Origin of the sequence: Mesorhizobium sp. M2A.F.Ca.ET.067.02.1.1, assembly GCF_004023285.1 — a bacterium.
Lineage (GTDB): Bacteria > Pseudomonadota > Alphaproteobacteria > Rhizobiales > Rhizobiaceae > Mesorhizobium.
In genome coordinates this window covers 1-8144 of the sequence record NZ_RZSB01000218.1, presented here as the reverse complement: position 1 = coordinate 8144, position 8144 = coordinate 1, and the positions used below count along the sequence as shown (strand labels likewise).

9 protein-coding genes are annotated in these 8144 nt (G+C 64.0%); 3 read left to right on the top strand and 6 right to left on the bottom strand.

The window, feature by feature from the left end:
• Positions 1–759 (top strand): DUF3137 domain-containing protein (locus EOA28_RS16590; protein ID WP_128315061.1); only part of this gene is annotated, 759 nt, incomplete at its 5' end.
• 2 nt (positions 760–761) lie between these two features.
• On the opposite strand, the gene EOA28_RS16585 is transcribed toward EOA28_RS16590, so the two are convergent.
• A complete protein-coding gene (locus EOA28_RS16585) occupies positions 762–1256 on the bottom strand; it encodes a DUF2314 domain-containing protein (protein WP_127253715.1) in 495 nt (164 codons plus the stop codon).
• 142 nt (positions 1257–1398) lie between these two features.
• On the opposite strand from EOA28_RS16585, the gene EOA28_RS16580 reads away from it, so the two are divergent.
• Positions 1399–2025, top strand: coding sequence for a hypothetical protein (locus EOA28_RS16580; RefSeq protein WP_128315060.1), 627 nt, complete (start codon positions 1399–1401; stop codon positions 2023–2025).
• On the opposite strand, the gene EOA28_RS16575 is transcribed toward EOA28_RS16580, so the two are convergent.
• On the bottom strand, positions 2015–2584 hold the full coding sequence (locus tag EOA28_RS16575; RefSeq protein ID WP_245501538.1) for a hypothetical protein: 570 nt from the start codon (positions 2582–2584) through the stop codon (positions 2015–2017). The genes EOA28_RS16580 and EOA28_RS16575 overlap by 11 nt on opposite strands.
• Positions 2585–2789: 205 nt before the next feature.
• Positions 2790–2942: a hypothetical protein gene (locus EOA28_RS38865; protein ID WP_189342068.1), complete on the bottom strand. Its 153-nt coding sequence runs from the start codon at positions 2940–2942 to the stop codon at positions 2790–2792.
• A gap of 449 nt (positions 2943–3391) precedes the next feature.
• Between EOA28_RS38865 and EOA28_RS16570 the strand changes: the two genes are divergently transcribed.
• Positions 3392–4330 (top strand): diacylglycerol kinase family protein, encoded by a 939-nt coding sequence (locus tag EOA28_RS16570; RefSeq protein WP_127386101.1) that lies wholly within the window; start codon positions 3392–3394, stop codon positions 4328–4330.
• 72 nt (positions 4331–4402) lie between these two features.
• On the opposite strand, the gene EOA28_RS16565 is transcribed toward EOA28_RS16570, so the two are convergent.
• From EOA28_RS16565 to EOA28_RS16555, 3 genes are read right to left on the bottom strand one after another with little or no spacing between them, the layout of a single operon-like run.
• On the bottom strand, positions 4403–5320 hold the full coding sequence (locus EOA28_RS16565) for an NAD(P)-dependent oxidoreductase (protein ID WP_127253548.1): 918 nt from the start codon (positions 5318–5320) through the stop codon (positions 4403–4405).
• The gene (locus EOA28_RS16560) at positions 5317–6528 is read right to left on the bottom strand and encodes a mandelate racemase/muconate lactonizing enzyme family protein (protein ID WP_128315059.1); all 1212 of its coding nucleotides are present in this window, start codon (positions 6526–6528) and stop codon (positions 5317–5319) included. The genes EOA28_RS16565 and EOA28_RS16560 overlap by 4 nt, the downstream gene beginning before the upstream one ends.
• Positions 6525–8141 carry a GMC family oxidoreductase N-terminal domain-containing protein gene (locus tag EOA28_RS16555; protein WP_127253550.1) on the bottom strand — a complete coding sequence of 539 codons (1617 nt, stop codon included), beginning with the start codon at positions 8139–8141 and terminating at the stop codon, positions 6525–6527. Before EOA28_RS16555 ends, EOA28_RS16560 begins: the two co-directional genes overlap by 4 nt.
• Positions 8142–8144: the final 3 nt, after the last annotated feature.

Sequence of the window (8144 nt, the reverse complement as noted above, 5' to 3'; positions counted from 1 at the left end):
GTCTTTCTCTATCTCGGCGGCCTGATCGTCGCGGTGCTGCTCTATTTCCAGGCGCTGAGGCCGGCGACCCGGCTGCAGCAGTCCTTCCGCGATACGCTGCTGCCGATGATCTTCGGCTTCGTGCGTGATGTGCGCTATCAGCATGGCGTGCGGCCGAACTCCTTCGAGAGGATGCCGCGCGAAACCGTCGCCGCTTTCAACCGGCAGAGCTTCGACGACGTCATTTCCGGGCGTTATGAGGATTTTCCCTTCGAGCTCTACGAGGCGAAGCTCTGGGAAGGCTCCGGCAAAAGCGAGACGACCGCCTTCAAGGGCGTCATTGTCGCCTTTGAGACCATCGAGCCGTTCCCGGGAACGCTGGTCGCGGCGCGCAAGGCCGGCAAGGTGGCGCATTTCTTCCGCGGCATGTTCGCCTCCAAGATGCAGGAGCTGTCATCCGGCGTCGAAGACCTCGATGACACCTATGAATTCCGCACCGACAATGTCGAGGCGGCGCGGCCTCTGGTGACCGGCCGGATGGCGCAGGCGCTGACCTGGCTGCGCGAGACATGGCCCTACGACCAGGCACGGGTGGCGCTCAGCGGCAGCGACGGCTTTCTGCTGATGCCGCGATCGAAGAACTTCTTCGAGCTGCCGGATATTGCGCAACCGATCGACTACAACATTCATGTCGCGCCGATGATCACCGATCTCGGCGCGATGCTGGCGACGGCGGCGCTGGTGCGCAAGGTCGGCGCGAAGGACGAGTCGGTTGGCTAGGCTCAGCAGTCGAAGCCGAACCTGGTGCGCATCTCGTCGGCTTCCTCCTTCGACATCCTTTTGAACATCACGCAGGCGGTGAAGCTGCCGACCTGATGGCCATTCCTGGTGTAGCCCCAGTCGGAAATGTCATCCCTGGTGAATTCGATGTTCTGACCGAGCACGACGTTATGCACCTCGGCGGGCTGGTTCGACAGGATTCCGACAAATCCGGCTTCGGTGCGGCGGAAGGGCACAACCCAGAAATGCTCGGTGATGTTGCCGTCCTTAACCTTCACCTTCAGCTTGAAGCGCGACGTGCCGGCCGGAGGGCTATCGGCGAGCGCGAGGAACTCGTCGAGGCTGGAAAGCGCCTGCTTTGTCGCGGCTGCCATTTCCGGATCGCCCGGAGCGAATATAGTCACGCGGTCGTCATTCGGATCGGTAGCCTGCGCGTCGGCCGTCGCCGGCGCCAACAGACAGACAAGACACAACGCGGCGCGAACAACCAAGGTCATCGAAGGGGCCCCCCATTTTCGAAAGGCCGCTATCTTTCCGCATCGCGGGGATGTGATCAACCGGGTGTTGCAAAGTGACCCACGCCAACCGTCAACAAAAAATGATAAGCGCTACGTCGGAACCGCGCGGAGAGGACACGACATGCAACTGAGACTGGCGGCTGCGGCATTCTTCGCGATCATGCTTTGCGCCGGGGTTGTCCGTGCCGAAGACCCGAAGGCCTTCAAGCTGACCATCGATGGCGTGATCGTCGACATCGATCCGGGCGAGGATATCGATCTGAAGCTCCCCAGCGGCAGGACCAGCAAGGTGAGGCTCGATCACAATGACTTCGCCACCTTCTCCGGCGGCACCTTCTCCTTCGTCCATCCAAGCAATTATTCGGTCACCAAGATCGATCTCGGCGACGGCATCGCCCAGTACCTCATGGCTTCGGCGCTCGGCACCCTCGTCGTGGTGCAGAAATATGACAAGATGAATCCCGTTTCCCTCAACCAGCTGATGCTGCAGGAGATGACCAGGGAAACAGTCCAGGCAGGCGGGCAGCTGACACAGCAGCCGATGACCCGCAAGCTCGCCCACGGCAAGGAGCTGACAGGCCTCAAGGCCACTGTCAAAACGCGCACCGACAGGGCGGATTTCGAGATCGTCGGCTTCGGCACAGCCGATCAGGGGCTGCTCTTCATCACGCGCATCGGCGATCAGGACAATGCGACCGAACAGCCGTTGATCGACAAGTTCTGGGAGACTCTCAAGGTCAAGCTGTAGGCGTGCCGATATTCAGGTGAGGCCGGCGAGACCTGAACCTCAACGCGCCTTGGACAGGCTTACAGCCCCAGCTTGCCGAGCGCTTCGCAGCGTCCACCGTTGCGCCGGCGGCGCGGCTGAGGTCGGTCTTGACCACGGCATAGCCGGCCTTGGTGCGGTAAAGCACGGCGCGGCCGCCGTCGACCGATCCATCGAAGGCAACCGGCTTCGCGGCTTCGGTTTCGCTGGCGGTCACCATTCCGCCGACTGGAGCGCTCGGGCGATGGTCCAACTCGGGCGGCAGCGGGGCGAGGGTTTCGACGACGCGGTTCCTGGGCTTCAGATCCGGCCTGGAGGCTTTCGCGGCAAGCTCGGAGGAAGAGGCCGAGCCCTTGACGCGGCAGATGCCTGAAACCAGCGGATAATTGAAATTGCGCTGATGCAGCATCTGGCTCTTCATCGCCGCCTCGCAGTCGGCGATCGTCGCCCATTTGGCCGGCGTCTCGCCGATATATTCGCACAGCTTCGCGTCGCAGTCGCAGCCGACAATGGTCATGGCGACAAGGGCGGTCTTGATCACGGTCTTGTCCCTTCGAAATCGCTACCCATTCCCCACTTGCATCAATCCATGCCGAACAAGGCGGGATTTGGCCGCGATTGTGAAATGTGGATGACGGGGCGTTTCCGAAGGTTGCTCAGGCGGCGACTGTGACCGAAATGCCTCAGGCAGGCCTGGCCGTGCCAAAAAGACAGTCGGCGCTGGGATTTCTCCCAGCGCCTCCCTGTCAGATCAGGAACCAGTCAAGGCAGCAACTTCCGTAAAGTCGTCGCGCCAGGCCGGCCTTGATTTTGACGGTCCTGCCAGTCGCCACCCGAGGGCAGCGCCCGTTCCAGACCACGCCGATCTCCACCCTTGCGGGCTTCGCCCAGCGTGCCATCGAAGGTTTTTCCCGGCCTTCATGGCAGCATCGGTCCGCCGTCGGCGTTGGCACGCTTTCCGCGGCACCCGTAGGTCTCGGCATCCGTCCCTCCAACAGGCGAGCCTGCTCTCGTTCTGGGCCGTACGGGCCTCAGGAAATCCGCCTTGCGCTTTTGCCTTTCGGCTGGGGCGTTCAGTGGCCGCCTGAGATGGGTTGAATGTACGCCGGGTAAGCGGTTTGGGGAATGCCGGCACGCCTGTGGATAGCGGGATTATCGGGGACCAATGGCAAAAGCCTCGGAATTCGGCGGCCGAACCCCTTAGACAGCCTGCCCCGCTTTTTTAGCGACCTTGGATGTTGGAGCCTTGCTCCGCCGACCGGTCCGCGTTTGAATGTCGGCAAAAGAGTTTGGGCGCCAGCATGAACTCTGCCGCGCATTTGCGCGATGTGCCTCGGGGGAGGTCGGATTGAAGGTCGGGGTGGTTCTCAATCCGATTGCCGGAGGCGGCAGCCTCAAGCGGCACTGGGCGGAGGCGGCGGCATCGCTCAAGGCGAATTTCGGCGATTTCGAACTGCGCGAGACGCAAGCCAGCGGCGACGCCGAGCGGCTGGCGATCGACCTCGCGGCCGGCGGATGCGAGCTGGTGATCGCGGCCGGCGGCGACGGCACCGCCAGCGAGGTGGCCGACGGTCTGCTGCAGGCACAATCCGAGATCGGTCATGAAAGCGCGCTTGGACTTCTGCCCTGCGGCACCGGCATCGACTTCGCGCGCGGGCTTGGCCTGCCGCGCGGCATAGGCGCCTCTGTCAAGCAAATGGCGGATGCCAAGGGCCGGAAAATCGACGCCGGCCGCGTCTGCTATATCGACGATCATGGCGCGCTGGCCAGCCGCCACTTCATCAACATCGCCAGCCTTGGCCTGTCCGGCGCCACCGATCGCGCCGTCAATGCCGACAAGCGCAAGGGCAGGGTCTCGGCCAAGGCGCTGTTCTTCTGGCGCACGGTGCTGGAGTTCGTCCGCTATCGCTTCCAGGACGTCCGGATCACCATCGACGACGGCGAGCCGGTCGAGGCACGCATGGCGCTGGTGGCGGTGGCCAATGGCAAATTCTTCGGCGGCGGCATGATGATCGCCCCGGACGCCGAACTTGCCGACGGCCAGTTCGACATCGTCATCCTGCGCGCCGCCGGCAAGCTCGGCCTGATCAGAGACATTCGCCTGCTCTATGGCGGCCGCCACCGCAACCATCCGGCCATCACCATCCTGCGAGGCCGCAAGGTGCTGGTCGAGCCGTTGGGCGATATCGAGAAGAACGGCGCGCTGGTGGATATAGACGGGGAGTCGCCGGGCCGGATTCCGGCGACGTTCGAGATCCTGCCCGGCGCACTGACCTTAAGAGGTTGAATCAACTCTCTGAGGGTTTGATTCAGCTGGTTTGGCCAGATGATTGAAATAGCTGGCTAAATTTTTGCCGGATTACAGTTCGAGCTTGGCCGGGAAGCCCGGCGCGCGAAGCTCCGTGCCGACCTGATCCTCGAGCAGCTTGACGATCTGGGTCGACCAGGCGTCGCCGCCATAGACGCGCTTGCCTTCCTCGAAGATCGTGTTGACGCGTGTTGCCAGATCGAGCGGCGAGCCGAAATCCCTGCCCATGGCGAGCGCGAAGCCGAGATCCTTCAGCGCCAGGTCCATGGTGAAGCCGATGTCGTAGGAGCCGTTCAGGATGAGCTGGCTTTCGGTCTCGTGGACGAAGCTGTTGCCGGAGGAGGCGACGATGGCGTGATAGGCCTGGGCGAGGTCGAGCCCGCCATGCTTGGCCAGCATCAGCGCTTCGCCGGCGGCGACCAGATGGATGAAGGCCAGCATGTTGGTGATGACCTTGATCACCGCCGCCGCACCGACTGGTCCCATCAGGAAGGATTTTGCGCACATCGCTTCGATCGCCGGGCGATGGCGTTCGTAGAGCGCGGCGTCGCCGCCGACGAGGGCGGTGATCCTGCCCGCAGCGGCCAGATGCACGCCGCCTGTCACCGGGCATTCGAGCGTCTCGATGCCCTTTGCCGAAGCGAGTGCGGCGAGCCGTACAATCTCGTCGCGACCATTGGTCGACATTTCGATCCAGGTGCCGCCCTTGGGCAGGCCCTGGAGCAATCCGTCCGGGTCGGCCAGCACCGCTTCGCTGACCTTTGGCGAGGGTAGGCAGGTGATCGCATTGCCGGCGCGGGCGGCGGCTTCGGCCGGGCTCGCCGCCGCCGTGGCGCCGAGCGCGACGAGGCGTTCCACCGCCGCCGGGTCACGGTCGACCACGGTGACGGCGAAGCCGTGGCGCAGCAGGCTGGCGGCAAGATTGCCACCGAGATGGCCGAGGCCGATGAAGGCGTAAGCGGGGGTCACGGCATCAGCGGCGTCTGCATCATCTGCAGATGCAGGTCCTTGCCGCTATAGGGGTGCGCGTCGCAGACCGCCTCGTTGAGCTCGACGCCGAGGCCCGGCTCCTTCGACGGGATGACGTTGCCGTCCTGCCATTCGATCTTCTTCTTGAGCAGGGTGGCGTGAAAACCATCCCACTGCTTGAGCGATTCCAGGATGAGGAAGTTGGGCAGCGTCACCGCGAGCTGGATGTTCGCGGCGCCGACGATCGGGCCGCAATAGCAATGCGGCGCCACCTGGATGTGGTAGGCCTCGGCCATCGCGGCGATCTTCTTGGTCTCGAGGATGCCGCCCGAGCGGCCGAGGTCCGGCTGCAGGATGGTGGCGGCGCGGTTCTCGATGACGCGGGCGAACTCGAATTTCGTGGTCAGCCGCTCGCCGGTGGCGATCGGGATCGAGGTGCCGCGGGCGACCTGCGCCATCACCTCGGGCATATCAGGCGGCACCGGCTCCTCGAACCACAGCGGATCGTAAGGCTCGATGGCGCGCGCCAGGCGCAGCGCGCCGGATGCGGTGAACTGGCCATGCGTGCCAAAAAGGATGTCGGCCCTGGTGCCGACAGCCTCACGGATCGCCTTGATCATGCGCGCCGAAAGGTCGATGTCGATCAAGCGCGGCTGGTGGCCGTCATAGGCGGTGTAGGGGCCGGCCGGGTCGAGCTTCACGGCGTTGAAGCCCTGCTCGACATATTCGAGCGCGCAGGCGGCAGCCATGTCGGGGTCGTTGTAGACGTTCTTGCCGCGGGCATCCTCCGAATGGACGCTGCCGCTATGCGGATAGAGATAGGTGTAGGAGCGCAGCGTCTCGTGCACCTGGCCGCCAAGCAGCTTGTAGACCGGCTTGTCCGCCTCCTTGCCGATGATATCCCAGCAGGCCATTTCGAGCGCCGAGAAGCAGCCCATGCCGGAGACGTCCGGGCGCTGGGTGAAGCCGGACGAATAGACGCGGCGGAACAGGTTTTCGAGATCGTGCGGGTCGCGGCCGACGAGGTAGCGTTCGGCCATGTCCTCGATCATCCTGGCGGTGACATGCGCCGAGAAGGTGGCGTTATAGGCTTCGCCATAACCGACGACGCCGCCATCGGTGGTGAGCTTGACGAAGATGAAATACTTGCCGCCGATGCCGGGCGGCGGGTTGCCGACAACCCAGGTCTTCACGTCGGTGATTTTCATTTCTGATCCTCCAGAACCAGGTCGGCGCCTTTCCATCCGGTCAGAATCGAGGCGGCGTTGGTATTGCCCGTGATGTTGTCGGGGAAAATCGAAGCGTCGATGACGCGCAAGCCGCCCAGCCCGTGCACCTTCAGCCGCGGATCGACGACGGCGCGTGCCGCGTCCGGCCCCATGCGGCAGGTCGAGACCGGGTGATAGACGGTGCCCGAGCGCTTCCTGAAATCCTGGATGAGGTCGGCGTCCGATTGGATCGACGGTCCAGGCAGCACCTCTTCCTCGATGATCTCGGCCATGGCCGGCATCGCGGCGATCCTGCGCACGAACTTTACCGCCGCCAGCATCTCGTCGACATCGGCATTGGTCGAATAGGCGTTGGCCGTGATCCTCGGATAGTCGCGCGGATTGTTCGAGCGGATCATGATCTCGCCGCGGCTGGACGGACGGCAGTTGGACAGGCCGATGGAGAAGCCGGGCCAGGGATCGGGCGTGAGGATCGGACGTTCGCCGCTCTTCGGGATGACGGTCGAGAAGGCCTGGAAATAAAGCTGCATGTTCGGCCGCGCCATCGACGGATCGGTGCGGAAGAAGCCGCCGGCATTGTTCATCGACAGCGACAGCGGACCGGAGCGCAAGAGGATGTATTGCATGCCGACGAGCAGCTTGCCCCACCAGGGCCGCAGGATCTGGTTCAGCGTCGGCAGCTTGCCTTTGAACGTGTAGTTGATGCCGACATGGTCCTGCAGGTTGGCGCCGACATTGTCGTTGGCGTGGACAACCGGGATGCCCAGATTGCCAAGCAGCGCCTCGGGGCCGACGCCGGACAACTGCAGCAACTGCGGCGAATTGATCGAGCCGCCCGAGAGGATCACCTCGCGGCCCGCGCGGACAGTTTTCCGCTCGCCGTTCTGCTCATATTCGACGCCGACGGCGCGCTTGCCCTCGAACAGGATTCTTGTCGCCAGCGCGTTGGTCTCGACGCGGATGTTGGAGCGTTTCATAGCCGGACGCAGGAAGGCGCGGGCGGCAGACATGCGGCGGCCGTTCTTGGTCGTGATCTGGTAGACGCCGACGCCTTCCTGGGAGGCGCCGTTGAAATCCGGGTTGAACGGCAGCCCGGCTTGCTCGGCGGCGGCGAGATAGCGCTTGGTCAGCGGGTGCACCGCGCGCGAACAATCGGTGATGTGCAGCGGGCCGCCGACGCCGCGCCACTGGTCGGCGCCGGCCGCGTTGTCCTCCATCGCCTTGAAGGAGGGGAGCAGATCGTCATAGCCCCAGCCGGGATTGCCGGCGGCGGCCCAGGCGTCGAAATCCTCGCGCGCGCCGCGGATGAAGACCATGGCGTTGATCGAGCTCGAGCCGCCGAGCAGCTTGCCGCGCGGCCAGTGGTCGGCATTTCCGGCGAGACCGGGATCCGGCTCGGCCTTGTAGTTCCAGTTGACGGCCGGGTCGAAGAAGGTCTTGCCGTAGCCGAGCGGCATCTGGACGTAGAACCTTTGATCGGTCCCGCCGGCCTCCAGCACCAGCACCGAGAAGCGGCCCGAAGCCGACAATTTGTCGGCCACGACCGAACCGGCCGAGCCGGAGCCGACGATGATGAAATCATAAGTCTGCATGAT

Coding starts and splice junctions, on each gene's coding strand:
- EOA28_RS16585 (WP_127253715.1), bottom strand. CDS start 1,256: ATGACCTTGGTTGTTCGCGCCGCGTTGTGTCTTGTCTGTCTGTTGGCG.
- EOA28_RS16580 (WP_128315060.1), top strand. CDS start 1,399: ATGCAACTGAGACTGGCGGCTGCGGCATTCTTCGCGATCATGCTTTGC.
- EOA28_RS38865 (WP_189342068.1), bottom strand. CDS start 2,942: ATGGCACGCTGGGCGAAGCCCGCAAGGGTGGAGATCGGCGTGGTCTGG.
- EOA28_RS16560 (WP_128315059.1), bottom strand. CDS start 6,528: ATGAAAATCACCGACGTGAAGACCTGGGTTGTCGGCAACCCGCCGCCC.
- EOA28_RS16555 (WP_127253550.1), bottom strand. CDS start 8,141: ATGCAGACTTATGATTTCATCATCGTCGGCTCCGGCTCGGCCGGTTCG.